General features: G+C 74.0%; 19 protein-coding genes. 5 read left to right on the top strand and 14 right to left on the bottom strand.

Features of this window, described 5'->3' with window-relative positions:
* The first annotated feature begins 103 nt into the window (after nucleotides 1–103).
* Nucleotides 104–1213 (top strand): serine hydrolase domain-containing protein, encoded by a 1110-nt coding sequence (locus AH6_RS31635; protein ID WP_083983660.1) that lies wholly within the window; start codon nucleotides 104–106, stop codon nucleotides 1211–1213.
* Nucleotides 1214–1221: 8 nt separating this feature from the next.
* Entirely contained in the window at nucleotides 1222–2745 is a 1524-nt protein-coding gene (locus AH6_RS31640; RefSeq protein ID WP_067487535.1) for an alpha/beta hydrolase, read from the top strand.
* A 13-nt stretch (nucleotides 2746–2758) separates the two neighbouring features.
* Here the strand turns inward: AH6_RS31640 and AH6_RS31645 are convergent, their stop codons facing one another.
* The 9 genes from AH6_RS31645 to tkt all read right to left on the bottom strand — a co-directional run bounded on the left by AH6_RS31645 (nucleotide 2759) and on the right by tkt (nucleotide 16122).
* Entirely contained in the window at nucleotides 2759–3946 is a 1188-nt protein-coding gene (locus AH6_RS31645; RefSeq protein ID WP_245679548.1) for a L,D-transpeptidase, read from the bottom strand.
* Nucleotides 3947–4108: 162 nt separating this feature from the next.
* Nucleotides 4109–4882 (bottom strand): 6-phosphogluconolactonase, encoded by a 774-nt coding sequence (gene pgl, locus AH6_RS31650; RefSeq protein ID WP_067487537.1) that lies wholly within the window; start codon nucleotides 4880–4882, stop codon nucleotides 4109–4111.
* Nucleotides 4879–5979, bottom strand: a complete 1101-nt coding sequence (locus tag AH6_RS31655) for a glucose-6-phosphate dehydrogenase assembly protein OpcA (RefSeq protein WP_067487538.1) — start codon at nucleotides 5977–5979, stop codon at nucleotides 4879–4881. The genes pgl and AH6_RS31655 overlap by 4 nt, the downstream gene beginning before the upstream one ends.
* Nucleotides 5979–7511: a glucose-6-phosphate dehydrogenase gene (zwf, locus tag AH6_RS31660; protein WP_067487539.1), complete on the bottom strand. Its 1533-nt coding sequence runs from the start codon at nucleotides 7509–7511 to the stop codon at nucleotides 5979–5981. The genes AH6_RS31655 and zwf overlap by 1 nt, the downstream gene beginning before the upstream one ends.
* 67 nt (nucleotides 7512–7578) lie before the next feature.
* Complete coding sequence (locus AH6_RS31665) at nucleotides 7579–9255, bottom strand: hypothetical protein (RefSeq protein ID WP_067487541.1); 1677 nt, start codon at nucleotides 9253–9255, stop codon at nucleotides 7579–7581.
* A 42-nt stretch (nucleotides 9256–9297) separates the two neighbouring features.
* Nucleotides 9298–10974, bottom strand: coding sequence for a phosphoheptose isomerase (locus AH6_RS31670; protein WP_083983661.1), 1677 nt, complete (start codon nucleotides 10972–10974; stop codon nucleotides 9298–9300).
* A 147-nt stretch (nucleotides 10975–11121) separates the two neighbouring features.
* The gene (locus AH6_RS31675; RefSeq protein WP_083983662.1) at nucleotides 11122–12789 is read right to left on the bottom strand and encodes a phosphoglucose isomerase-related protein; all 1668 of its coding nucleotides are present in this window, start codon (nucleotides 12787–12789) and stop codon (nucleotides 11122–11124) included.
* Nucleotides 12786–13931, bottom strand: a complete 1146-nt coding sequence (gene tal / locus AH6_RS31680; RefSeq protein ID WP_067487545.1) for a transaldolase — start codon at nucleotides 13929–13931, stop codon at nucleotides 12786–12788. Before tal ends, AH6_RS31675 begins: the two co-directional genes overlap by 4 nt.
* 61 nt (nucleotides 13932–13992) lie before the next feature.
* Nucleotides 13993–16122 carry a transketolase gene (tkt, locus tag AH6_RS31685; protein ID WP_067487547.1) on the bottom strand — a complete coding sequence of 710 codons (2130 nt, stop codon included), beginning with the start codon at nucleotides 16120–16122 and terminating at the stop codon, nucleotides 13993–13995.
* Between the two features lie 708 nt (nucleotides 16123–16830).
* Here tkt and AH6_RS31690 point away from each other — a divergent pair.
* The 3 genes from AH6_RS31690 (at nucleotide 16831) to AH6_RS31700 (ending at nucleotide 20181) form a co-directional block, all read left to right on the top strand.
* A complete protein-coding gene (locus tag AH6_RS31690; protein WP_373861829.1) occupies nucleotides 16831–17808 on the top strand; it encodes a heme o synthase in 978 nt (325 codons plus the stop codon).
* Nucleotides 17809–17897: 89 nt separating this feature from the next.
* Nucleotides 17898–19109 (top strand): PrsW family intramembrane metalloprotease, encoded by a 1212-nt coding sequence (locus AH6_RS31695; protein WP_067487549.1) that lies wholly within the window; start codon nucleotides 17898–17900, stop codon nucleotides 19107–19109.
* A gap of 70 nt (nucleotides 19110–19179) precedes the next feature.
* Entirely contained in the window at nucleotides 19180–20181 is a 1002-nt protein-coding gene (locus tag AH6_RS31700; protein WP_067487551.1) for a COX15/CtaA family protein, read from the top strand.
* Nucleotides 20182–20202: 21 nt separating this feature from the next.
* Here AH6_RS31700 and polX read toward each other — a convergent pair whose 3' ends face one another.
* From polX to AH6_RS31725, 5 genes are all read right to left on the bottom strand, one after another.
* Nucleotides 20203–21924 carry a DNA polymerase/3'-5' exonuclease PolX gene (gene polX, locus AH6_RS31705; RefSeq protein ID WP_067487553.1) on the bottom strand — a complete coding sequence of 574 codons (1722 nt, stop codon included), beginning with the start codon at nucleotides 21922–21924 and terminating at the stop codon, nucleotides 20203–20205.
* A gap of 49 nt (nucleotides 21925–21973) precedes the next feature.
* Complete coding sequence (gene prcB, locus AH6_RS31710; protein WP_067487555.1) at nucleotides 21974–22816, bottom strand: proteasome subunit beta; 843 nt, start codon at nucleotides 22814–22816, stop codon at nucleotides 21974–21976.
* 70 nt (nucleotides 22817–22886) lie between these two features.
* On the bottom strand, nucleotides 22887–23822 hold the full coding sequence (locus AH6_RS31715) for an EamA family transporter (protein WP_067487557.1): 936 nt from the start codon (nucleotides 23820–23822) through the stop codon (nucleotides 22887–22889).
* A gap of 3 nt (nucleotides 23823–23825) precedes the next feature.
* Nucleotides 23826–24542: an ABC transporter permease gene (locus AH6_RS31720; RefSeq protein ID WP_067487595.1), complete on the bottom strand. Its 717-nt coding sequence runs from the start codon at nucleotides 24540–24542 to the stop codon at nucleotides 23826–23828.
* 56 nt (nucleotides 24543–24598) lie between these two features.
* Entirely contained in the window at nucleotides 24599–25525 is a 927-nt protein-coding gene (locus AH6_RS31725; protein ID WP_067487559.1) for an ABC transporter ATP-binding protein, read from the bottom strand.
* Nucleotides 25526–25671: the final 146 nt, after the last annotated feature.

Genomic DNA, 25671 nt, shown 5'->3' on the forward strand with positions numbered 1-25671 from the left:
CCGCCACTGGCGGTAGCCGGAGCCCGGACGCGGGAGACGGCCGCAGTGTGCCGCCGCGTCCGGCTGCTTAGCGTCGATGTGCATGACGCCAAGAACAACAGCGATGACGCTGGCCTTCACGGCCGCGGCGGGAAGCCTGGTGGCGGTGGCCGCCCCGGCGCACGCGCAGACCCGGGGCTGCGGCGATTACCGGGAGGCCCGCCGCGTCCTGGAACGGATGACGAAGGTGCACGGGCTGCCGGGCGCGGCGGTGCGCGTGGACGACCCGCGCTGCGGGACCTGGACGGCCGCGAGCGGCGTGGCCGACATGCGGACCGGGCGGCCGATGCGCGCCGACATGCGGGGCCGGATCGCGAGCGTGAGCAAGTCGTTCACCGCCGCGACGCTGCTCGGCCTGGTCGCGGACGGGCGGGTGGCGCTGGACGCGCCCGTGGACCGCTACCTGCCGGGCCTGATCCGCACCCCCGCCCACGACGGCCGGCGGATCACCGTGCGGTCGCTGCTGCGCCACACCAGCGGCCTGCCCGACCACTCCGACAGCTTCCCGGACCTGGAGCCGTACCGGTTCACGCACTTCGAGCCGGAGGAGCTGGTGCGGCGCGCGCTGGCGCTGCCGCCGCCCGAGGCGGGCTGGTACTACTCGACCACCAACTACGTCCTGGCCGGGATGATCGTGGCGCGGGTCACCGGGCGGCCGTTCGAGCGCGAGGTCGAGCGGCGGATCATCGGGCCGCTGGGATTGCGCGACACCTACTGGCCCGGCGACCGGGCCGCCATCCGGGGCCCGCACCCGCGCGGCTACCACGAGGGCCGCGACGTCACCGAGTGGAACATGTCGGCCGGGGGAGCGGGCGGCGCGCTGATCTCCAGCCCGCGCGACGTGAACCGGTTCTTCGGAGCGCTGGCGGACGGGCGGCTGCTGCCCGCGCCGCTGCTGGCGGAGATGCGGCGCACCGTCCCGGCCGACCCGGACCGGACGTGGCCCGGCACCCGGTACGGGCTGGGCCTGATGCGGCTGCCGCTGAACTGCGGGGGCGGGACGAGGGAGCGCGCCTGGTACGGGCACGGCGGGCACTTCGAGGGCTGGAGCGCGATGGGCGCGGTCGGGCCGGCCGGCCGCCGCGTCTCGTTCCTGTTCAACGCGATGACCACCACCGAGGCGGCCGCTGCGGACGAGATCAACCTCGTGGACGCGGCGCTGTGCGAGAAGTAGGAGGATTCATGCTCCGGACCGCCCCGCTGCTCGCGGTGGCCGCGCTCGCCGCCGTCGGTGCCGCCGTCCCCGCGTCCGCCGCCCCGGCGGCCCCCGCGCGGGCCGATGCCCTCGCCCGCTTCCACCACCAGCCGGTGCACTGGAAGAACTGCACGCTGGGCCCCGGCGACGAGATCGGCGAATCCCTGGACAAAGCGGGCGCGAAGTGCGCTGACATCACCGTGCCGCTGGACTACGCCCGTCCCGGCGGCCGGACCATCACGGTCGCGATCTCCCGGCTGGCGGCCGACAAGGGCCGCCGCATCGGCACCATGCTCCTCAACGGCGGCGGCCCCGGCCCCGCCCTCGACATGCCGCCCTACATGCGCGGCGTCATGAAGGAGGCCGGGCCCCGGTTCGACCTGGTCGCCATGGACCCCCGCTCCCTCGGCCGCAGCACGCCGGTGGACTGCGGCTGGCCGACCGGCTCCTGGATTCGCTCGGCCGGGCTGAGCCGCGCCTCGTTCGAGCGGTCGGCGGCCCTGGCGCGCGACCTGGCCGACCGGTGCCGCCGCAAGCACGCCGACCTGCTGCCGCACATCAGCACCCGCAACGTCGCCCGCGACATGGACGTGGTCCGCGCGGCGCTGGGGGAGCGGCGGATCTCCTACAACGGCGCGTCCTACGGCAACTACCTCGGCGGGGTCTACGCCACCTTGTTCCCCTCCCGCCTGGACCGTGTCGTGCTCGACAGCGGCATCGACCCGGCCACCTGGGGCGGCCCGATACTCAAAGGCGTGGCGGGCGTCAACGAGCAGGCCCTCGGCCGCTGGGCGGAGTGGACCGCGCGCCGCGACGCCACCTACGGGCTCGGCACCACACGTGCGGCGGTGCTCGGCGCGACGATGGAAGTGATCAAGGTGTCGGGGCGGTCGCCGCTGCGCGTCGGCCCCTACAGGGTGGACGACACCGTCACACCGGTGTTGTTGTTCAGCATGATCCAGTCCGACCGCGACGCGCCGCGCGCCGACCTGACCGCCGCGGTCGCCGAACTGCTCAAGGCCGCCCGGGGCCGTCCGGCACAGGCCACCGGGGCGCTCGGGGAGAACCTGGGCTTCCTGCTGACCGGGGAGGAGGCCGCTTACGGCAGCGGCCAGAGCGCTCTGATCTGCGGCGACGGAGCCGCCCCCGCCGACCCGGAGTTCTACTGGCGCGACATCCGGCGCACCCGGCGCAGCGCCCCGTTCTTCGGGGCCCTCGCGCACAACCTGAACCCGTGCGCGTTCTGGCCGGTCAAGCCCCGGGAGAAGCCGACCGAGATCGGCGCGAACGTCCCGGCGCTACTGGTCGGGGCGACCGGCGACACCCGCACGCCCTACTCCGGCACGCGCGTCCTGACCGGCCTGCTCAAGGGCTCGCGGCTGGTGACGCTGCGCGGCGCGGACGTGCACGCGCCCTACCAGGCCGACTACGGGAACGCGTGCGTCAGCGACGTGGTGAACCGCTACCAGGTCACCGGGCGGCTGCCTGCCCGGAACGTGGTGTGCGACTAACGATCGGAGCGCGTCAGCCGAGGGGCGTCCCGGTCACCGGGGCGCCCAGCGCGCTGCCCTCAAGCCAGCCCTCCCAGGACTTGGCCCACGGCGTCGGGCCGTTGCCGAACTGGAGCTTGCGCGTGGTGCCGGTGACCTCGATGACGTCGCCGCGCTGGGTGAACTCGTAGAACCACTTGGCGTCGTCGGGCGCGGCGTTGACGCAGCCGTGGCTGACGTTGGCGCTGCCCTGCGACCCGGTGGACCACGGCGCGGAGTGCACGAACGTGCCGCTGTAGGTCATGCGGACGTTCCACTTGGTGGGGGTGCGGTAGGCGCCGGGGTTGCCGGTGGTGGCCGAGTCCATGACCATCGCCGGGTTCTTCTCCTGCGCGATCATCACGCCGGTGTAGCTGTCGTCGCCGGGCTTGCCGAGGCTGACCTTCATCGTCCGCGCGGTCTTCCCGCCGTCGGTGACGGTGGCGCGGTGCGTCTTGGCGTCGATGGTGGTGACGTGGCGGGGCCCGACGGTGAAGTTCAGCACCCGGTCCTTCATGCCGTACACGCCCTCGGCGGCCTTGAACCCGGCGAGGTGCGCGCGGACCTGCACCTTCTGCCCGCTGGGCCAGTACTCCTTGGGGCGGAAGTCCACTTCCTTGTCGCTGATCCAGTTCCAGGCGCCCTCGACCGGCTTGGACATGCGCACTTCGAGACGGCGCTCCAGGGCGGCCTTGGCCTCCTTGGTCGTCACCGGCCGGGTGAGCAGGAGCTGCACCGGCATCCCGACGCCGACCTTCTCGCCCTCCAGCGGCGACATGCCGCTCTCCAGCTTGGCGCGGGGCTTCAGCGTGGTGAAGGTGGAGGTCGCGGTGCCGGACTCGCCCTTGGCCGTGACGGTGTAGGTGGTGCCCGGCTTCAGGCCCCAGGTGCTGCGCCAGGACGAGCCGTCGTCGGCGAGCTTGCCCTCGGCCTTGCCGCCCTTGGCGTCGGTGACGGTGACCTCGGTCAGCCTGCCCTTGGCGCTCTTGACGGTGACGGGCTGGTCGGGCGCGACCTGCTGGGTGCCGTTGGCGGGCGTGATCGCCGGGGGAGCGGCGTCCTTCTTGCCGCCGTCACCACCCTTGCCGCCACCGCCGTCGCCGGACGAGCATCCGGTCACGCCCAGCACCACCAGCCCGGTGATCGCCGCACCCGCCGCCGCCGTCCGACCCCTCAGCACCACGGTCCTCCTCGTCGCTCGTCCCGTCGCTTGTCCCGCTTGCTTTCGATCGGCCCGCGCCGGTCGAAAGGGGGTTGTTCCCCGCCTCGCCAGAGTATGCGGCTTCCGCGCAAAGACGAGGGCCGGACCCGCGACGCGGATCCGGCCCTCGGAGAGAGTCCCTGGTCAGGGGGTCAGAACGTGCTCCAGGCCGTCGGGCAGCTCGGCTGCCGCCGCCTGGTCCAGCAGGAACAGGGTGCGCTCGCGCCCGCGCGCGCCCGCCACCGGCGCCTCCACCGGATCGGTCCCGCTCAGGCCCAGGTGGACGGCGCGGGCCTTGGACTCGCCCGCCGCCAGCAGCCACACCTCGCGCGCCGCCCGGATGGCCGGGAAAGTCAGCGAGATCCGCGTGGGCGGCGGCTTGGGCGCGTCGTGCACCGGCACGACCGTGCCCTCGTCGCCCAGCGCGGGCATGCCGGGGAACAACGACGCGACGTGCGCGTCCGGGCCGACGCCCAGCATCAGGACGTCGAACGCCGGGACCGGGCCGCCGCCGGACGCGGCGGCGCGCAGCTCGGCGGCGTAGCGCTCGGCCGCCGCCGCCACCTCCTCACCGTCGGGACCGTCGGTGGCGGGCATGGCGTGCACGCGCGCCGGGTCCAGGTCGACCTGGTCGAGCAGCGCCTTGCGCGCGCCGGTCTCGTTGCGCTCGTCGTCGCCGGTCGGCAGGAACCGCTCGTCGCCCCACCACAGGTCGATCCTGCGCCAGTCGACGGCGTCGCGCGCGCCGCTGGCCGCCAGCTCCGCCAGCACCGCCGTGCCCACGCCGCCGCCGGTCAGCACGACCGACGCGGTGCCGCGCGCCGCCTGGGCGTCGGCGATCCGCGTCACCAGCCGCGCGGCCACGGCCCGGGCCAGCAGCTCCTGGGCGCGGTGGACGAGGACGGTGGGCGCGGTCACTTGTCGCCCGCCTTGGGCTTGGCGGCGGGCTTCTTGGCGGCGGTGGAACGCGAGGAGCCCGACGACTTGGCGGCGGGCTTGCCGTCGCCGTCGTCCTGCTTCTCCGACTTCTCTTCCTTGTCCGCCGCCTTCCCGCCGCCCGACCCGCCGAACTCCCGCTCGGCCGTGCCGTCGGTCGGCTGCCCGGAGGACAGGTCCTTGGCGAACCGCTTGGCGGCGTCCTGGTACACCTCGTCGGGGTCCAGTCGCCGCAGCTCCTCGGCCAGCAGGTCGGCCATCGGCCGGCGCAGCAGCGCCACCTGCCGGTCGGGCTGGCCCGGCCGCGCCAGCGTCGCCACCCGCCCGTCGGGCCGCGACACCTCGATGTCGCCGCCGGTGGTGGCGAGCGTCACGCCGGTGATGCCGGGGCCGTCGGACACCACGCGCCGCACCGGCACGCCCAGCCGCACCGCCAGCCACGCCGCCAGCAGCTCGGCGCTGGGGGAGTCGGGCTCGGCCGCGACCTCGCCGCCGGTGACCTCGTCGTGGTCCTGGTCCAGCGCCGCCGCCAGCAACGACCGCCAGGAGGTCAGCCGGGTCCAGGAGAAGTCGGTGTCGCCCGGCCGGTACGCCTCGGCCAGCCGCGCCAGCGTGCCGAGCCGGTCGCGCGCGGCGTAGGCGTCGGTCACCCGGCGCTGCGCCAGCGCGCCCAGCGGGTCCTCGCTCGGCGACTTGGGCACCTTGCCGCCCGGCCACCACGTCACCACCGGGGTGTCGGGCATCAGCAGCGGCACCACCACCGAGTCGGCGTGCTCGGCGAGCGGCCCGTACATGCGCAGCAGCACCGTCTCGCCGGGGCCGGTCTCGCCCATGCGGATCTCGGCGTCCAGCCGCGAGGAGCTGCCGCGCGCGTCGCGGGAGATGACCGTCAGCACCCGGCACGGGTGCTCGCGGGCCGCCTCGGTGGCCGCGCGCACCGCGTCGTACTGCGCCGACTCGTCGGTGACGATGATCAGGGTGAGCACCATGCCGACGGCGGGGCCGCCCATCAGGTGCCGGGCCTGGGTCAGCGCCTCCTGGATGCGGCGGGTGTTGGTGTTGGTGAGGTCGATGTTCATCAGAGCCGCCTCCAAGCGCGTCCGTCGCGGGCCATCAGCTCGTCGGCGCTGGCGGGCCCGTAGCCGCCGGACTTGTACTGGTCGACCTTGCCCTGGGTGGCCCAGTGCTCCTCGATCGGGTCGAGGATCTTCCAGGACAGCTCGACCTCCTCCTGCCGCGGGAACAGCGGCGGGTCGCCGATCAGCACGTCCAGCAGCAGCCGCTCGTAGGCCTCGGGGGAGGACTCGGTGAACGACTCGCCGTAGGCGAAGTCCATGTTGACGTCGCGGATCTCCATCGAGGTGCCCGGCACCTTCGACCCGAACCGCACCGTGATGCCCTCGTCCGGCTGCACCCGCATCACCAGGGCGTTCTGCCCCAGCTCCTCGGTGTCGGTGTGCGAGAACGGCAGGTGGGGGGCCTGCTGGAACACCAGCGCCACCTCCGACACCCGGCGGCTGAGGCGCTTGCCGGTGCGCAGGTAGAACGGCACCCCGGCCCAGCGCCGGTTGTCGATCTCCAGCTTGATGGCGGCGTAGGTCTCGGTGCGCGAGTCCTGGGGGATGCCCTCCTCCTCCAGGTACCCCTTGACCTTCACGCCGCCCTGCCACCCGGCCGCGTACTGGCCGTGCGCGGTGGCCAGCGACAGGTCGTCGGGCACGCGCACCGACGACAGGATCTTGGCCTTCTCCGCGCGCACCGCCTCGGCGCTGAACGACGTCGGCTCTTCCATGGCGGTCAGCGCGAGCAACTGCAGCAGGTGGTTCTGGATGACGTCGCGGGCGGCGCCGATGCCGTCGTAGTACCCGGCGCGACCGCCGATGCCGATGTCCTCGGCCATGGTGATCTGCACGTGGTCGACGAAGCCGCGGTTCCAGATCGGCTCGAACATCGTGTTGGCGAAGCGCAGCGCCAGGATGTTCTGCACCGTCTCCTTGCCGAGGTAGTGGTCGATCCGGAAGATCGACTCCTCGGGGAAGACCCGGTGCACGGTGTCGTTGAGCTCCTTGGCGCTGACCAGGTCGTGCCCGAACGGCTTCTCGATCACCACCCGGCGGAAGCCGCCGGTGTGGTTGTCGCGGTCGGCCAGCCCGCTGGTCTGCAACTGCTCGACGACCTGGGGGAAGAACTTGGGCGGTATCGACAGGTAGAAGGCGTAGTTGCCGCCGGTGCCGCGGCTGGCGTCCAGCTCCTTCACCGCCATCGCCAGCGCCTCGAACGCGCCCGCGTCGTCGAACTCGCCCGGCACGAAGTGCATGCCCTCGGCCAGGTGCGTCCACACGTCCTCGCGGAACGGGGTGCGGGCGTGCTCCTTGACCGAGTCGTAGGCGATCTGGCGAAAGTCCTGGTGGTCCCAGTCGCGGCGGGCGAAACCGACCAGCGCGAAGCCCGGCGGCAGCAGGCCCCGGTTCGCCAGGTCGTAGATCGCCGGCAGCAACTTCTTGCGCGACAGGTCGCCGGTGACGCCGAACAGCACCAGCACGCTGGGCCCGGCCACCCGCGGCAACCGCTTGTCGCGCGGGTCGCGCAGCGGATTGGGTGTGGTGGTCACGTGGCGGTCCCCTCTTGTCGCATCATGACGTCTTCTTCCCTACTACCTATCGCCGGTGACGGCGGGCTCATGCCCCTCCTCGCGCGGACTCCAGCAACCGGGCGAGGCCCGCCCGGCGGTCGTGCAGGTGCAGCCGGACCACCGGCCGGCCGGCGGCGCGGGCCGCGCGGGCCGCTCCGGCCGCCCTGGCCCGCTGCACCGGGTCCAGCCCGTGCCGCCGCTCCGGGACCGGGACGTCGCGGACGGCATTCCCGGTCACCACCAGGTATACGCCCTTCTCCTGGCGATCATTCCCGAACGCGGGGTAACGGCAACCCCAGGTGACCGTCACGGGGCGGGCACACCGGGCGGCCAGCAGGCCCGCCAGCCGCCGCACCTGCGCGCCCTGCCCGCGGGCCTCGTCGGGGTCCAGGAACGCCGCCACCGCGAGGTGCTCGTTCCCGGCCACCCGGTCGGCGACCGCCGCCAGCAGCGCGGCCAGGTCCTTGGCCGCGGCGAGGGCGGGGTCGGCGGTGTGCACCTCGACCCCCTGCCCAGGATCGCCCTCGACGAACACCGGCGGCCCGTCACCGGCCTGTTCGGCGGCGGTTCCGGCATCGCTGTCGACGCCGGTGTCAGCGCCGGTGTCGGCCTCGTCGGCCGCACCTTCGGCGGGACGCTCGTGGCGGGGCGGCGCGAGCGGGTCGGCGTCCAGCAGGTAGGCGGCGACGGCGGCCGCGTACTCCCACATCACCAGCTGCTCGGCCAGCGGGCCCGTCACCGTCGCGTCGTCCTGCTTCGGCCGCCCGTCCAGGGTGATCAGGAAGACGTCCCCGGCCGGGCGCACCGGCAGGCCCCCGCGCTGCACCAGCGGCAGCATCAGCCCGCCGGTCGCCTCGGCCAGCAGCGCCGCGACCCACTCGGCGAGGCCCGGCGACGACTCCGGCGGCAGGTCCAGGGAGACGGCCGGGTAGCCGCCCAGCACCACGGTGGTGCGGCCCGCGCGGGCGCAGCCGCCCAGGATCGCGCCCAGCACCAGCCCCGGATTGTTCTCCGGCCTGGTCAGGGCGGGCAGTACCGCCGTCGCGCGGTCCAGCAGCCCCGCCACGTCCGCCCCGGCCAGCCCGGCGGGCACCAGCGCGTACGGCGACAGCGCGCCGAACGCGGTGGCGGCCGGGGCCTCCACCAGCGCGTGCCCGCCTTCGACGGCGCGCCCGGCGGTCGGGCAACCCGGCTCGGCGACGGCCACGAAACGTTCGGCCAGCTCGGTGGGGGACAGCCCGAGGTCGGCCATCATCTGGTGCAGGGCCAGGTAGAGCGCGCCGCCCGCCGGGTCCGGCCCGGCCAGCACCACCAGGGTACGGGACAGCCGGTCGCGGTCGGCGGCCAGCCGCGCGGGCGGGCCCGGCTCCGGGCCGTCCAGCACCGTCAGCGAGGAGCCGCCCACCAGGGCCGCCGCGCGCACCGCAGGGCCCGCCCCCACCAGCACGACCTCGGTCAGCCCGGCGGCGCGGGCCCGCGCACGCAGCTCAGCGATCCGCTCCAGCAGCGCCCGCGCCGGACCCGGCTGGCCTGGCCAGCACAGCGCGCGGCCCCCGGCGGCAGCGGCGGCGGCCGACGGCCACAGCTCGGCGTCCTCGCTGGCCAGCCGCACCGGCACCTGGTCGATCCAGAGCCGCCCCAGCACCCGTTCGGCCGCCGCGCGGACCGCGCCGCGCGCGGTGATGGTCGTCCCACCCGAGACGACGGCGGTGAAGCCGGTCACGCTGTCACACTCACGTCACGCTCACGTCGGGTTCACGTCCGCTCAGGCCCGGGTCACCGAGCGCACCGCCTCGGCGACCCGTCCCGCGCCCTCGATCGGGTCGCGCAGGTGCAGCCGCACCACCGGCAGGCCGCGCCGCCGCAGCGCCCGCACCTCGGCCAGGCCGCGCGCGAGCTGGAGCCGGTCCAGGCCGTAGGAGCGGCCCGGCACCGCCAGGTCGGCGAACGCGTCGCCCGGCGCGGGGTCACCGGTGACCACCAGGAACGCGCCGGTGCCCGGCCCGTCCTTGTGCACCGGCCCGGTCGCGTGCAGGTGCCCGGGGCCCGGCCCGTACCCGACCGGCCGCCGCGCGCCGCGCGCCAGCGCGGGTGCCAGGTAGCGGCCGGAGAACTCGCCCGACAGGTAGGTCACGACCGTCAGGTAGCCGGTGCCCGGCACGCGGTCCAGCAGCGCCGCCACCACCGACGGCAGGTCGCCGCCGCACGGCAGGTCGGTGTGCACCTCGACGCCGCCGTCCACCAGGACGGGGTCGCCGGAGGGCAGCGGGCGGCCGGCCGAGGTGCGCAGCAGCGCCGCCGCGTCGTCCTCGGCCTCCTGCACGGCGGTGCCGCCCGGCTCGAACGGGTTGACGCCGAGCAGCCACCCCGACACCGCCGTCGCGTACTCCCACAGCAGGAACTGCGCGCCCAGCGGCGCCCACACCGAGGTGTCGGCGTCGTCGGAGGCCGCCGCGCGCGGGTTGATCGCCACGCCGTGCACGTCCGGGCAGCCGTCGGGGATGCCCGGCGGCTCGAACGCCAGCACGCCCCGGCCGCGCTTGCCGGTGCCGACCGCCAGCAGCTGGGAGATCCACGCCGACAGCGCGCCCGAGCCGCCCGGCTCGCGCAGCACCAGCTTGTCGCGGGCCAGCCCGTCGGCGCCCTGCTGCGCGCAGCCGCCCAGCACCGCGCCCAGCAGCAGGCCCGGGTTGTCGTCGTTGCGGCCCAGCACCGGCACCAGCGTCGCCGCCTCGTCCAGCAGCCGGTGCGCGTCCGCGCCCGCCAGCACCGCCGGGACCAGCCCGTAGGCCGACAGCGCGCCGAAGTGGCCGGGCAGGTAGGGGTCGGTCAGGCCGATCCGGTAGCCGCACTGGCGCGCGAAGTCGTGCAGCGGGCTGCCGTGGTCGGTGATGACCAGGAACCGCCCGGCGATCTCGCGGTCGGACAGGCCGTGCTCGCGGAACGCGGCGGTGAACACGCGCCGGTAGGCGTCGCCCTCCAGCGACACCCCGGCCTTGCTGGACAGCACCACCAGCGTGCGGTCCAGGCGCTCCATCGCGAACGCCAGCGCGGCGCTGTCGGCGCCGTCCAGCACCGTCAGCTCGCCGCGGGGCCCCTCCTGCGCGCCGGGGCCGCCCGCCAGCGCGGGCGCGGCGGCGGCCTGGCCCTCGACGATGGCCTGCGCCGCCAGCGCCTCGGCGCCGACGCCGATCAGCACGATGTGGTCCAGGCCGGAGTAGCGGGCCTCGGCCACCAGGCCGTCGATCTGGTCCAGCAGGCCGCGGGAGGCCGCCGGCAGGTCGAGCCAGCCCAGCCTGCTGTGGTCGACCGCGCGCCGCCCCCACAACCGCGGGTCCTTGGCCGCCAGCGCGCCGGGCACGCCGCAGTCCACCAGGTAGTCGCGCGCCTGTAGCGCCGCGTGCAGCACGTCGCCGCGCGTCAGTACGTCGAATCCGGACACCGTTCCTCCTGGCCCCATCGTTTCAGGAGGATGTGGGCATTCGCGACCATCTGCTCGATCTTCCGCAGGAATGGTGCCAAAAGTTCACACAAGAACGCCGGTCACCGCCCGTGCGGGCGGTGACCGGCGTCCGGCGTGTCGTTTCTTTTAACCGGGGAGCGCCGCCAGCAGTTGCGCGACGCCCTCGGCGCGGTCGTGCAGGTGCAGCCGCACCGCCGGGCGGCGTCGCCCGCGCAGGGCCCGCAGGTCGCCGAACGCCTGCGCGAGCTGGAGCTGGCCCAGGCTGTAGGGCTTGCCCGGCACCGCGATGTCGGCCGCGTTCTCGCCGGTGACCTGCACGAACACCCCGTTCTGCGGGCCGCCCTTGTGGTACTGGCCCGTGGAGTGCAGGAAGCGCGGGCCCCAGCCGAAGGTGACCGGCGCGGGCCGCTTGCGCAGCCGCGCTCCACGCGCCGCGAGCCGGGCCCGCAACCCGGCCGCCGCGGCGTCGCCGTCGCGGTCCAGGTAGGCCATCACCGCGAGGTAGCCGCCGTCCGGCACGGTCTCCAGCAGCCGGTCCAGCACCCCGGGCAGGTCCTTGACGCCCTTCAGCAGCCCCTCGGGCGCGTGCACCTCCACCGCGCCGCACACCAGCGCGGGCGCGGCGCGGATCACCGTCGGGGCGGTGCCCTCCTCGGCGCGCAGCAGCGCGGCGGTGTTGTCCTTGGACTCGGCCACGTTGGGCTGGTCGAACGGGTTGACGCCCAGCACCCGCCCCGCCACCGCGACCGCGTACTCCCACAATAGGAACTGTGCGCCCAGCGGACCGGCGACGCTCAGCCCCGCCTCCGCGCCGGGCGCGTCCTCGTCGGGACGGCTGCCCAGCACCACGCGCCGCACGTCTTCGGTCAGCTCGAAGCCCGGGGCCTGCGCGTTCTCCAGCACCACCGGCAGGATGCCCTTGCCGTCCTTGCCGGTGGACTCGGCGACCAGCTGCTCCACCCAGTCGCCGAAGCCGGGCAGGCCCGACCCCTGGTCGGCCAGCACCAGCTTGTCGTGCCCCGCCAGCGCCGACGCCCCCAGCGCCGCGCCCAGCGACAGCGCCGGGTTCTCGTAGGGCTGCTGGAGCGCGGGCTCCAGCGCGGCCGCCTCGTCCAGCAGCCGCGTCACGTCCACGCCCGCCAGCGCGGCCGGGACCAGCCCGAACGCGCTGAGCGCGCTGTAGCGGCCGCCCACCTCCGGGTCGGCCAGGACCGTGCGGTACCCGGCGTCGGCGGCCAGGCCCTCCAGCGGCGTGCCGGGGTCGGTGACGACCACGAACCGCCGCGCCAGCTCGTCCCCCGACAAGCCCGCCTCCCAGAAGGCGTGCTCGAAGACCCGGCGCAGCGCGTCGGTCTCCACGGTGGTGCCGCTCTTGCTGGACACCACCACCAGCGTGCGGTCCAGGCGGTCGGCCAGCACGGCCGCCACCTGGCCGGGATCGGTGCCGTCCAGCACCGTCAGCTCCGCCCCGGCGCTGCGGGCGATCACCTCCGGGGCCAGCGACGAGCCGCCCATCCCGGCCAGCACGATCCGGTCCAGCCCGGCGCCGCGCGCCTCGCCGGCCAGCCGCGCCAGCCGCTCCACCAGCGGGCGCGAGGTCTCCGGCAGCCGCAACCAGCCCAGCCGCCGCGCCGCCTCCGGCGCGGCGTCCGGCCCCCACAGCTTGGCGTTGCCGGTGGCCAGGGAGCGCGGCACGCCGTCGGAGACGAGGCGGTCCAGGACCGCCTCGCTCTCGTCGACGACGACGCCGCGAACGGTGACCGATGCTCCCCCCGCGGTCACCACCGAGGTCACGCGGACGTGGCCTTCGACTCAGCCTTCGACTTGTCCTTGGCCTTGGCCTTCAGCTCGTCGGCGACGGTGCCGAGCAGCGAGGTCCAGGAAGTCTCGAACTTCTCCACGCCCTCCTCCTCCAGCACCTTCACGACGTCGTCGTAGTCCACGCCGACGTCCTTGAGCGCCGCCATGTGGGCGCGGGCGTCGTCGTAGTTGCCGGTGACGGTGTCGCCGCGGACCTCGCCCTTCTCCGCCTCGGCCTCCAGCGTCGCCTCGGGCATGGTGTTGACGGTGCCGGGCGCGACCAGCTCGTCCACGTACAGCGTGGCGGGCAGCTCGGGGTCCTTCACGCCGGTGGAGGCCCACAGCGGGCGCTGCGGGCGGGCGCCCGCGTCCTTCAGCGCCTTCCAGCGGTCGGAGGCGAACTTCTCCTCGTACAGCTTGTAGGCGAGCCGGGCGTTGGCGACGCCCGCCTTGGAGCGCAGCGCCTTGGCCTCGTCCGAGCCGATCTTGTCGAGGCGCTTGTCGATCTCGGTGTCCACCCGGGACACGAAGAACGACGCCACCGACTCGATCTTGGAGACGTCGTGCCCGTTCTCGCGCGCCCGCTCCAGGCCCGCGAAGTAGGCGTCGATCACCTTGCCGTAGCGCTCCAGCGAGAAGATCAGCGTCACGTTCACGCTGATGCCCTCGGCCAGCGTCTCGGTGATGGCGGGCAGGCCGTCCTCGGTCGCCGGGATCTTGATGAACAGGTTGGGCCGGTCCACCATCCACCACAGCGCCTTGGCCTCGGCGGTGGTCCGCTCCCGGTCACGCGCGAGGCGCGGGTCGACCTCGATCGACACCCGGCCGTCCAGGCCGCCGGTGCGGTCGTAGACCGGGCGCAGCACGTCGCAGCCCCAGCGGATGTCGTAGGTGGTGATGGCGCGCACCGCCTCCTCGACGTCGACGCCGCGCACGGCCAGGTCGCGGACCTGGTCGTCGTAGGCGTCGCCCTTGCCGAGGGCCTTCTCGAAGATCGTGGGGTTGGAGGTGACCCCCACCACGTTCTTCTCCTTGACCAGCTGCTCCAGGTTCCCCGTCCGCAGCCGCTCCCGGCTGATGTCGTCCAGCCAGATGGACACGCCCTCGTCGGAGAGCTTCTTCAGGTTGTCGCTCATCGCTTCCTCCATCGTCGGGGTCCGCGGCCCGGCCGCGGACGGGGGTCGGCGGGTCGGCCGGTCAGTTGCCGGTGGTGCTGCCGCGCCCGGCGTCCTCGACGCCCGCCTTGATCAGGCTGGACTTGGCCGCCGCCACCACCCGCTCGGGGGTGAGGCCGAACTGCTGGTACAGCGTCTTGTAGTCGGCCGAGGCGCCGAAGTGCTCCAGGCTGACCGTCTCGCCGTGCACGCCGACGTAGATGCGCCAGCCCAGCGCGATGCCGGCCTCGACCGACACGCGGGCCCGCACCGACGGCGGCAGCACCTGCTGCTTGTAGGCGTCGTCCTGCTCCTCGAACCACTCCACGCACGGCATCGACACCACGCGCGTCGGGGTGCCCTCGGCCTCCAGCGCCTCCCGCGCGGCCAGCGCGATCTGCACCTCGCTGCCGGTGGCGATCACGATCACCTTCGGCTGCGCGTCGCTCGCCTCGGCCAGCACGTAACCGCCCTTGGCCGCGTTCTCGGCCGGGGCCAGGGCGCCGGGGCCGCGCTCGAAGGTCGGCAGCTTCTGGCGGGTCAGCGCCAGGCCGGCCGGGCGGTCGGTGTGCTCCAGCACGGTGCGCCAGGCGACGGCGGTCTCGTTGGCGTCGGCCGGGCGCACCACGTCCAGGCCCGGGATCGCGCGCAGCGCCCACAGGTGTTCGATCGGCTGGTGGGTCGGGCCGTCCTCGCCGAGGCCGATCGAGTCGTGCGTCCACACGTAGGTGACCGGCAGCTTCATCAGCGCCGCGAGCCGCACGGCCGGGCGCATGTAGTCGCTGAACACCAGGAACGTGCCGCCGTAGGGGCGGGTGCCGCCGTGCAGCGCGATGCCGTTGAGGATCGCGCCCATGGCGTGCTCGCGGATGCCGAAGTGCAGCGTGCGGCCGTAGGGCCCGCCCGGGAACGCCTTGGTCTGGAACTCCTCGGGGACGAAGGACGGCTCGCCCTTCATCGTGGTGTTGTTGGACTCGGCGAGGTCGGCCGAGCCGCCCCACAGCTCCGGCAGCACCGGGGCCAGGGCGCTCAGCACGTCGCCGGAGGCGGCGCGGGTCGCGACCTCCTTGCCCGCCGGGAACTCCGGCAGCGCCTTGGTCCAGCCCGCCGGGAGCTGACGCGCGGCGATGCGGTCGTACTCCTCGGCGCGCTCGGCGTTGGCCTTGCGCCAGGCCTGGTAGCCCTTGTCCCACTCGGCGTGCGCCGCGCGGCCCCGGTCGGCGACCTCGCGGGCGTGCGCCAGGACCTCCTCGGGCACGTCGAAGGACTCGGCCGGGTCCATGCCGAGGATCTCCTTGGTGGCCGCCACCTCGTCGGCGCCCAGCGCGGAGCCGTGGATCTTGCCGGTGTTCTTCTTGTTCGGCGCGGGCCAGCCGATGATGGTGCGCAGCGCGATGAACGAGGGGCGGCTCGTCTCCGCCTTGGCCGCGGCGAACGCCTCGGCCAGCTTGCCGACGTTCTCCGCGTAGTCGCCGTCGACGGTCCAGTCCACGCTGTGGACGTCCCAGCCGTAGGCCTCGTAGCGGGCCCGGACGTCCTCCGACAGCGCGATCGTGGTGTCGTCCTCGATCGAGATGTGGTTGTCGTCCCACAACATGATCAGGTTGCCCAGCCGCTGGTGGGCGGCCAGCGCGCTGGCCTCGTGGCTGATGCCCTCCTCGATGTCGCCGTCGGAGCAGAACGCCCAGATGGTGTGGTCGAAGGGGGACTCGCCCTTGGCGGCCTCCGGGTCGAACAGGCCGCGCTCGCGGCGGGCGGCCATGGCCATGCCCACGGCGTTGGCGACGCCCTGCCCGAGCGGGCCGGTGGTGGTCTCCACGCCCGCGGTGTGCCCGTGCTCGGGGTGGCCCGGCGTGAGGCTGCCCCACTTGCGCAGCGACTTCAGGTCGTCCAGCGTCAGCGGGTAGCCCGACAGGTACAGCTGGATGTACAGGGTCAGGCTGGAGTGCCCGCAGGAGAGCACGAACCGGTCGCGGCCGGCCCAGTTCGGGTCGGTCGGGTCGTGCTTCAGGAAGCGCTGGAAGAGCAGGTAGGCCGCCGGAGCCAGGCTCATCGCCGTGCCCGGGTGGCCCGAACCGGCCTCCTCCACCGCGTCCATGGCGAGGGCGCGGACCACGTCCACCGCCCGCCGGTCCAGGTCGGACCACTCAAACGTGCTGTTGTCCCCAGTCACGGAACGCCAGGCTCCTCTCGAACCACATGTGATGTCATGGCCGGTCGCCGTGCCCGTCGTCGCGGCTCTTTACCGCAACGGGACCGGCGCCGGGTCTCTTCCCTGACGGGGCCCGGACCCCCGATCCGCTCCGCGCCCCGTCCCGGGGACCGGGGGAGCGGCCGGAGGACCGCTCCCGGACGGCCGCTCGGGCGGCCGCTCGCCGGGGCCCGGCGAAGATCATGCCGTGCACTCCGAGCCTATCGAACCAGCGGACCGCCTCTATTGACCTCGTCGCAGGAAGGGCACGGCCGCCGCCGGCTCCCCTCGCGGGGCGGGGCGGCGCCCACAGTCGGACCCTTGCCCGATCGTTTCTTCGACTAACCCCCCGCCCGGGGGAAGCGCCGGGTGATTCCCGGCCAACCCCCCTGCCGGCCCACTGAGCCGGCCCACTGAGCCGGCTCGCGCGTGCGGGATCGCGTGCGCGCCCGCGCGCAGACGAACGGGAAGGACGCGCGATACGCCGCCGGGCGGGCCTTTCCGGCGCGTCCGGTGCCCCGGTGCTCGACCCTGGGAGGGGGCGGACTACAGTGATTGCGCGGTTGGCAACAGTGGCCGCTCGTCGTTTACAGCAAGCCGAAGTCGCACCGGACCCTGGTGCGGACCGAATCGCGGGGGCACCGTCAGGTGATCGCGATTACTCATGCCTAGTTGGACGTGGACCCGATTGTGACGGTGCTCAGTAACAAGCTCGGGGTCGAGCTCGACGACCAGGTGCCGGGGGCGCCCGCGGCCGTTCTGGAGCCGATGGCCGCCGAACGCTCGGTCGGCGCGAGCGTGCGCGCCTACGTGGCGCTCACCAAGCCCCGCGTCATCGAACTGCTCTTGATCACCACCATCCCGGTGATGTTCCTGGCCGCCGGGGGGGTGCCGCCGCTCGGCACCGTGCTGCTGACGCTGGCGTTCGGCACCATGTCGGCCGGGGCGGCCAACGCGATCAACTGCTACATCGACCGCGACATCGACGCCAAGATGCGCCGCACCCGCCGCCGCCCCCTGGCGCGCGAGCAGGTGACCCCGGCCCGCGCCCTGGTGTTCGGGGTGGTGCTGGGGGTGGTGTCCACCGTCGGTTTCGCCCTGACGGTCAACCTCATGGCCGCCGCCGGGTCGTTGTTCGCGATCCTGTTCTACATCTTCGTGTACTCGCTGCTGCTCAAGCGGCGCACCTCGCAGAACGTGGTGTGGGGCGGCATCGCCGGCTGCATGCCGGTGCTGATCGGCTGGACCGCGATCACCGAGAGCCTGGCGTGGACGCCGTTCGTGCTGTTCGGCGTGGTGTTCCTGTGGACGCCGCCGCACACCTGGACGCTGGCGATGCGCTACCGCGAGGACTACGCGGTGGCCAAGGTGCCGATGTTGCCGGTGGTGGCGGGCGAGAAGCGCGTGATCGGCGAGAGCCTGGTCTACACCTACGCCACCGTCATCTGCTCGCTGGTGTTGTGGCCGGTGGCCGGGATGAGCCCGCTGTACGGGACCGCCGCCATCGTGCTCGGCCTGGTGTTCCTGGCCGAGGGGCACCGCCTGCTCCGCGCCGTCCGCGCCGGGGTGACCGGCGTGCACCTGCGGCCGATGCGGTTCTTCCACCTGTCGAACGTCTACCTGGCGCTGCTGTTCACCGTCGTGGCGATCGACCCGCTGCTGCACTAGCCCCGGGCGCCGGGGGAGCGGGCGATCCCGCCCCCCGGTGGCCCACCCCGGTCTCTCACGAGGGGGCACGGGCCGGTTACGCTCACTGAATGGCGCGCGTAGATCCCAAGGCGGTGTTGGAGGGGCGGGTTCCGGGACGTCCCCCGCTCGCCCTCATCGCCGGTCTCACCGTCTCGTCCCTGTGCGCCCTGGTGGCGCTCGGCGTCGACGCCCTGTACGGCGGCGCGGGCTTCTGGGCGGGCGTCGTGCTGGCGATCCTGCCCATCCCGCTGCTGGTCGCGCTGGTGCTGACGCTGGACCGGCTGGAGCCCGAGCCGCCCCGCGCGCTGGTGTTCTCGTTCATGTGGGGCGCGGGCGTGGCGGTGCTGGGCGCGCTGGTGCTCAACACCCTCGGGCTGCTCTACGTCACCGTCCCGATCTTCGGCGAGGACAAGGGGCACTTCGTCAGCGCCACCTTCGGCGCCCCGGTGATCGAGGAGTCGCTGAAGGGCGCGGTGCTGTTCGGCCTGCTGTGGTGGCGGCGCAACGAGATCGACGGCTTCGCCGACGGCATCATCTACGCGGCCATGGTCGGGCTGGGCTTCGCGATGATGGAGAACGTCACCTACTACATGCGGGCCTTCGACGAGGGCGGCGCGCACCAGTTGCAGTGGGTGTTCATCCTGCGCGGCCTCGTCGCCCCGTTCAGCCACCCGATCTTCACCTCGATGACCGGCCTCGGCGTGGCCTGGGCCGCCACCCACCGGCGCGGCCAGGTGCTGGCCCCGCTGCTGGGCCTGGCCGGGGCGATGGTGCTGCACGGGTTGTGGAACGGCGCGACGACGCTGGGCGCGGGCGGGCTGCTCACGGTGTACGCGCTGGACTTCGTGGTGCTGGTCGTCCTGGTGGTGATCGTCACGGTGGAGCGCAAGCGCACCGTGCGGCGCATCGAGACCTACCTGCCCGGCTACGCGGGCACCGGCCTGGTCACCCCGCAGGACGTGCGGATGTTGCGCACCCTGCCCTCGCGCCGCGCCGCGCGCCGCTGGGCCCGCACGGTCGGCGGCCGGCCCGCCGCCCGCGCGATGACCGACTACCAGCTCGCCGCGACCGAGCTGGCGCTGCTGCACAAGCGCGCCGAACGCGGCCTGGCCGAGCCGCGCTGGTTCGCCGCCCGCCGCGACGCGCTGCTGAACCTGATGGGCCTGGCCCGGCAGGCGTTCCTGCGCGCCCCGCAACGCCAGGCGACACCGCCCCCCATGCCGTGGGCCGCGCAGGGCCCCGCGGGCTTCCCGCCGCCCGGCGGCCCCTACAACCGCTGATCCGCAGGCCGACACGCCCTGCGCGGGGGCCGGGTCAAGGTCACCGGCGACCGCCCATACGATGAATGCCGTGGCGACGCGATCCGAAGCTGTACCGACCTCCCGTAACCCGCTGGCGAAGGCCAGGGACGCCGTCTGGCGGCCCACCCCCGGCTCGTTGCGGCTGCTGGCGCTGCTCGGCGTCATCGGCAACGCGGGGATCGTGGCGACCGGCGGCGCGGTCCGGGTCACCAAGTCCGGCCTCGGCTGCCCCACCTGGCCCAAGTGCACCGGCGACAGCCTCGTCCCCACCCACAGCCCCGAGCACCCCGCGCTGAACATGGCGATCGAGTTCGGCAACCGCATGCTCACCTTCGCGGTGCTGGCGATCGGCATCCTGGTGTTCGTCGCCGCGCTGCGGCTGCGCCCGCGCCGCAAGGACCTGGTCTGGTGGGCGCTGGCCCAGCCGATGAGCGTGGTCGCCCAGGCGGTCATCGGCGGCATCGTGGTGCTGACCAAGCTGCACCCGGCCTCGGTGGGCCTGCACTTCCTGATCTCCCCGGCCCTGCTGATCTTCTGCGTGGGCCTGTGGGTGCGCGCCGGCGAGGGCGACGCCCCGCCCCGCCCGCTGGTGGCCCCCGCGCTGCGCGCCCTGGCCTGGGCGCTGGCGGCGGCCTGCGGCCTGGTCCTGGTCGCCGGGACCGTCGTCACCGGCACCGGCCCGCACGCCGGGGACGCCGACTCGCGCCGCTGGGGCTTCAACATCGAGGACGTCACCCGCGTGCACAGCGTGCTGGCCTGGATCACCGTCGCGCTGACGGTGGCGATGCTGGCGGCGGCCTACCGCACCGGCGCCCCGCCCGCCCTGCGGCGGCGCGTGGCCGAACTGTTCGCCCTGGAGCTGGCCCAGGGCGCGATCGGCTACGTCCAGTACTTCACCGGCGTGCCCGCCCCGCTGGTGGTGCTGCACATGCTGGGCGCGGTCCTGATGTGGATCGCCGCCCTCCGCGTGATCTTCGCGACCCGCGACCGAGGCCCGGCCCCCCTCACCGAACCCGGCCCCGAACCCCTGCGAACCCCCCAACACGCCTGACGGTCTGTTCTTCCCGCGCGCTCAGCCCTTCTTGGCCAGGAATTCGCGCAGGCGGTCTAGCGGCCAGGTGTTGATCACGTCGTCGGGGGTGAGCCAGCCGCGCTGGGCGGTGCCCACGCCGTAGCGCACGTTCGCGAAGTTGCCCACCGAGTGCGCGTCGGTGTCGATCGCGAACTTGACGCCGAGGCGCAGGGCGCGGCGGATCAGGTCGGCGGGCAGGTCGAGGCGGTCGGGGAAGCAGTTGACCTCCATCGCGGTGCCGGTGCGGGCGGCGGCGCGGAAGACCTCGTCCCAGTCGGCCTCCACCGGCGCGCGGCGGCCGATGCTGCGCGCGGTGGGGTGGCCGATCACGTTGACGTGCGGGTTCTCGCAGGCGCGGACGAAGCGGCGGGTCTGGGCGGCGGGGTCCAGCGTGAAGTGCGAGTGCACCGAGGCCACCAGGACGTCGAAACCGGCCAGGAAGTCGCCGTCCCAGTCCACCCCGCCGTCGGGGTCGATGTTCAGCTCCGAGCCGTGCAGCAGCGCGAGGTCGGGGTAGTGCTTCTGGAGCTCGCGCAGCTGCTCGCGCTGGGCGAGGATCTTGGCGTCGGTCATCCGCTGCATCGCCAGGTTCGGCGCGTGGTCGGTGACGGCGTAGTACTCCAGGCCGCGTTCGGCGGCGGCCGCGACCATGCCCTCCAGCGAGACCGTGCCGTCGGTCAGGTCGGTGTGGGTGTGCAGGTCGCCCTTGAGGTCCTCGACGGTCACCAGGCGCGGCAGCGCGTTCTTGAGGGCGGCCTCGATCTCGCCGCCGTCCTCGCGCAGCGGCGGCGCGATCCAGGGCAGGCCGAGCCGCTCGTAGACCTCCTCCTCGGTCTCCGAGACGACCAGCTCGCCGGACTCGGCGTCGAACAGGCCGTACTCCGACAGCTTCAGCTTGGCCCGCACCGCCCTCTCGCGGACGCGCACGTTGTGCGCCTGCGAGCCGGTGAAGTACTGCAACGCCGCGCCCCACGCCTCCGGCGGCACCACCCGCAGGTCGACCTGCACGCCGCGCGTGGTGCGCACCGAGGTCTTCTTGTCGCCCCCGGCGATGACCTCGGTCACGTAGGGGAGCGCGGTGAACGCCTCCATCAGCGGCCCGGGGTCGGTCGAGGCGGCCAGCACGTCCACGTCGCCGATCGTCTCGCGCATCCGCCGCAACGACCCGGCGTGGGTGCAGCGCTCGCAGCCGGGAAGGGCCGACAGCGCCGCGACGATGTCCTCGGCGAGGCCGGTGGCCACGTCGATGAGCACCCGGCCGCCCTGCTGCTCCAGCAGTTCGATGCCGTGCCGGATGTTGTCCTCGGACTTGGGGCCGAAGCCCTTGAGGCCGCGCAGCCGCCCCGCCGCGATGGCCTCCGACAGCTCGGCGACCGAGGTCACCCCCAGCTCCTGGAACAGGGTGAGGGCCTTCTTGGGGCCGAGCGTCGGGATCTCGGTGAGGGCCCGCACGCCTGCGGGGATCTGGGCGCGCAGCTCCTCCACCTGCCGGATGGTGCCGGTGGTGTTGTAGTCCACGAGCTTCTTGGCGATCGCCTCGCCGACCGTGGGGATCCTCTTCAGGCCCGCCAGGTTCAGCGTGCCGATGTCGTCGGGGTACTCGGCGACCGCCCGCGCCGCCTTCTCGTACGCCCTGATCTTGAACGCGTCGCCGCCCGTGATCGTGAGCAGGTCGGCCAGTTCCTGGATGAGGGCCGCAGCCTCGTGGTTCGCCCGTGCCATGGCACGAGTCTAGGAGGCGGGTCGGACGTTCCCCGGGACCGCGTGCGGGTCAGCGCAGCGGCGCGACCGGGCCGTCGGGCTGCTCGAAGCGGGCCTGCACGACCTCGTCCACGACGCCGGACACCTCGTCCTCGGGCAGGAACCGGAAGCCGTCGGCGGTCACGACCGCGATCGTCGGGTAGATCCGGCGGGTGCGGTCGGGGCCGCCGGTGGCCGCGTCGTCGTCGGCGGCGTCGTAGAGGGCCTGCACGCACACCGCGGCCGCGTCGCGCTCGGTCAGGTCGGGCCGGTACAACTTCTTCAGCGAGCCGAGCGCGTACGGCGAGCCCGACCCGTCGGCGTGGTAGCCGCGGGTCTCCTGCGGCGCGCCGGTGATGTCGTAGGTGTAGATCCGGCCCACGCCGGAGTCGGTGTCGTACCCGGCCAGCAGCGGCACCACCGCCAGGCCCTGGAGCGCCTGCGCCAGGTTGGCCTGGATCACCGCGCCCAAGCGGCGGGCCTTGCCCGGCAGCGACAGCGGCACCGTCTCCATCTTCTCGTAGTGCTCCAGCTCGACCTGGAACAGCCGGACCATCTCCAGCGCCAGGCCGACGGTGCCCGCGAAGGCGACGACCGAGTACTCGTCGCCGCGCTGCACCTTGTCGAGCTCGCGGTAGGCGATGCGGTGGCCCTGGGTGGCGCGGCGGTCGCCGGCCATCATCACGCCGCCGGGGAAGGTCAGCGCCAGGATGGTGGTGCCGTGCGGCAGTTCCAGGGGGGAGCCTCCGGCGTCCGGGACGCGGTTGACCGGCAGCAGGTCGGGGGAGTGCGCGCGCAGGAAGTCCACGAACGACGGCGTCGCGGCGTCGAAGTACTCGGGCGGCAGCCCCTGGTCGTCGATCCTGCCGGTCACGGCGTCCCCTTCCGTTCCGAACCCTGCCCGAACGCGATCGATCCTTGCACGGCGGGCGCACGCCCGCCACTCACCCGGCGGGCTCCGGCGGCGGCCTGCGGTCGCCGAGCGTGGCTCCCGCACAGGCCGCCATCACGCAGCCGACCGCCACCCACTGGCGGCCCGACAACACCTCGTCCAGCAGCAGCACCCCGATCAGCGCGGCCACGGCGGGCTCCAGGCTCATCAGGATGCCGAACACCCGCGCGGGCATCCGGCGCAGCGCCTCCATCTCCAGCGAGTACGGGATCACCGACGACAACACGCCGACGCCCAGCCCGATCAGCAGCAGCTCGGGCGACAGCAGCGCGGTACCACCGGCGGCCACGCCGACGGGCAACATCAGCGCGAACGCCAGGATGCTGGCCAGCGCGAGGCCGGTGGACCCCGAGAAACCCTTGCCGGTGGCGGCGGTCAGCACGATGTAGGCGGCCCAGCAGACCCCGGCGAGCAGCGCGAACGCCACGCCGACCAGGTCCAGGTCGCCGCCGCCCTTGGCCAGCATCAGCACCCCGGCCGCCGCCAGCACCACCCACACCAGGTCGCGCGGGCGGCGCGAGCCGAGCACCGACACCGTCAGCGGGCCCAGGAACTCGATGGTGACCGCCACGCCCAGCGGGATGCGGGAGAACGACTGGTAGATCGAGAAGTTCATCGTCGCCAGGGCCAGCCCGAGCCCGGCGGCCACGGCCAGCTCGCGCCGCGAGTGGTCGCGCAGCACCGTGCGCAGCGCCTTGCGCGCCACGATGCCCAGCACGACCGCCGAGGCCAGCAGCCGCAGCAGCACCACCGCGCTGGGCGGCAGCCGGTCGAACAAATGCTTGGCCAGCCCCGCGCCGAACTGCACCGACAGGATGCCCAGCAGCACCAGCGCGGGCGGCGGCACCGAGCCCAGCGACCACGACGCCGGACGGCGCGGCAACCGCCCCGCGCCGCCCAGCGGCTCGGGGGCCTCAGCCAGTGCCATGCCTCACTCCCACCGGAAGAACCGGGCGGCCAGCGCCAGCCCGGCGACCGCCCACACCGCCAGCACCAGCAGCGGCTTGCCGGGCAGCGCCGCGCCGTGCTGCAACACCTGCCGCAGCCCGTCGGCCAGCGCCGAGATCGGCAGCAGCTCCAGCGCCGAGCGCACCCCGGCGGGGAACTTCTCCAGCGGGAACACCACGCCGCCGACCGCCAGCAGCAGGACGTAGACGAGGTTGGCGGCCGCCAGCGTCGCCTCGGCGCGCAGCGTCCCGGCCATCAGCAGCCCGAACCCGCTGAAGGCGGCGGTGCCGAGCAGCAGCAGGGCCAGCACCGACAGCGGGTCGCCGTGCGCCCGCCAGCCCAGCGCCAGCGCCACCGCGAAGATCACCACGGCCTGGATCGCCTCGACCAGCAGCACCGTGAGGGTCTTGGCGGCGATGAGTCCGGCGCGCGGCAGCGGGGTCGCGCCCAGCCGCTTCAGGACGCCGTAGCGGCGCTCGAAGCCGGTGCCGATCGCCTGGCCGGTGAACGCGGTCGACATCACCGCCAGCGCGAGCACGCCCGGCGTGAGGAAGTCCACCCGGCGGCCCGGCCCGAGGTCCAGCAGCGAGGTCGCGCTGAACAGGGTGAGCAGCACCACCGGGATGATCAGCGTGAGCAGGAGCTGCTCGCCGTTGCGCAACATGCCCGACAGCTCGTACCGGGTCTGCGCGGCGATCATGCGGGGCAACGACGCCGCGCCGGGCGCGGGCGTCAGGTCCAGGGAGGCCGGGGCGGTCACGCGCGCAGCTCCCGTCCGGTGAGTTCCAAGAAGACGTCCTCCAGGGTGCGGCGCTCGATCCGCAGGTCCTCGGCCAGCACGCCGTGCGAGGCGCACCAGGCGGTCACGGTGGCCAGCAGCTCGGGCCGCACGTCGCCCTCCACCAGGTAGTGCCCGGCCGGGGACTCCTTGGCGGCGCTCCCGGCGGGCAGCGCCGCCAGCAGCTCGTCCAGGCCGAGGCCGGGCCGGGCGCGGAAACGCAGCTGGCGTTCCGCGCCGGTCAGGTCGGCGGGGGCGCCCTCGGCCACCACCCGGCCGTGGTCGACGATCACGACGTGGTCGGCGAGCTTCTCGGCCTCCTCCATGTAGTGCGTGGTGAGCACCACCGACACCCCGGCGGCGCGCAGGTCCCCGACCAGCTCCCAGGCGGAGTGCCGGGCCTGCGGGTCCAGGCCGGTGGTCGGCTCGTCCAGGAACACCAGCTCGGGGCGGCCCACCAGCGCCACCGCCAGCGACAGCCGCTGCTGCTGGCCGCCCGACAGGCGGCGGAACGGGGTGCGGGCGTGCTCGGTGAGGCCGAGCCGCTCCAGCAGCGCCCCGGGGTCCAGCGGCGCGGTGTGGAAGGACGCCACCAGCTTCAGGAACTCCCCGGCCCTGGCGGTGCCGGGCACGCCGCCGGACTGCGGCATCACGCCCACGCGCGGCTTGAGGGCGCGCGCGTCGGCGACCGGGTCCAGCCCGAGCACCCGGACGGTCCCGGCGTCGGCGCGGCGGAAGCCCTCGCAGATCTCGATGGTGGTGGTCTTGCCCGCCCCGTTGGGGCCCAGCAGCGCCGTCACCGCGCCGCGCTCGGCGCGCAGCGACAACCCGTCCACGGCGGTCGCCGCGCCGTACCGCTTGACCAGGTCGTCCAGCGCCAGCGCGCCGTCTCCGGGGGGTGCCATGCCGTCGAGTTTAGGACCGGCCGTCACCAGGTCGGCGCGCGGTGTCCCCGTCCCGGGAACGGTCCGGAGTGATCGCGCGGTAAAACCTCGGCCATGCGCCCGCCGCCGCTCACCGGCGGTGACGGCGCGGTGACGCGGCCGTGGCA

It is taken from the genome of Actinomadura hibisca NBRC 15177 (assembly GCF_001552635.1).
In the GTDB taxonomy this organism is placed as follows: Bacteria; Actinomycetota; Actinomycetes; order Streptosporangiales; family Streptosporangiaceae; genus Spirillospora; species Spirillospora hibisca.